Here is a 608-nt window from a genome sequence, read left to right as displayed (position 1 = left end):
TGGCGATGGCCCGGTCCTTGTTGGCTTCCAGGTTGGCCGCCCAGATGTTGAGGGTCCGTTCGTAGTGCTTCTGCAGCAGTTGCACCCGCTCGATCGAGAAGCCCGCCGCCTCGCCGAACTTGAAAATGTCTTCCTGTGCCGGCAGCTGTCCACCCGGAAAGATTTCCTGGCCGATGAATCGCATGAAGCGTAAATCGCTCATGGTGATCGAGACACCACGTTCATGCTGCTGTTGCTGCGAGTAGGCCAGAATCGTGTGCAGCAACATCACTCCGCCGGGCGGCAGCGCTTGATAGGCCATCTTGAAGAAGCGCCCGTAGCGCTGGCGCCCGAAGTGCTCGAAGGCGCCGATCGACACGATGCGGTCCACCGGCTCGTGGAACTTCTCCCAGCCCTCCAGCAGCACGCGCCTGGTGCGGGAAGTGTCCATCTGATCGAAAGACTTCTGCACATGCTCGGCCTGGTTCTCCGACAGCGTCAGGCCGACCACGTTGACGTCGTACTTCTCGATGGCGCGCCGTAGCGTGGCTCCCCAGCCGCAGCCGATGTCCAGGAGCGTCATCCCGGGCTCGAGCTTGAGCTTTCCCAGCGCTAGATCGATCTTCGCG

At 61.8% G+C, this 608-nt stretch carries 1 protein-coding gene; it reads right to left on the bottom strand.

The window, feature by feature from the left end:
- The coding region (locus A5652_RS24225; RefSeq protein ID WP_067357991.1) for a class I SAM-dependent methyltransferase at positions 1-608 on the bottom strand (608 nt) is incomplete at both ends.

The organism is Mycobacterium sp. 1165178.9, from assembly GCF_001673555.1.
In the GTDB taxonomy this organism is placed as follows: Bacteria; Actinomycetota; Actinomycetes; order Mycobacteriales; family Mycobacteriaceae; genus Mycobacterium.
Note: the sequence above shows the minus strand (reverse complement) of the source record. Positions and strands in the feature narration are given on the sequence as shown.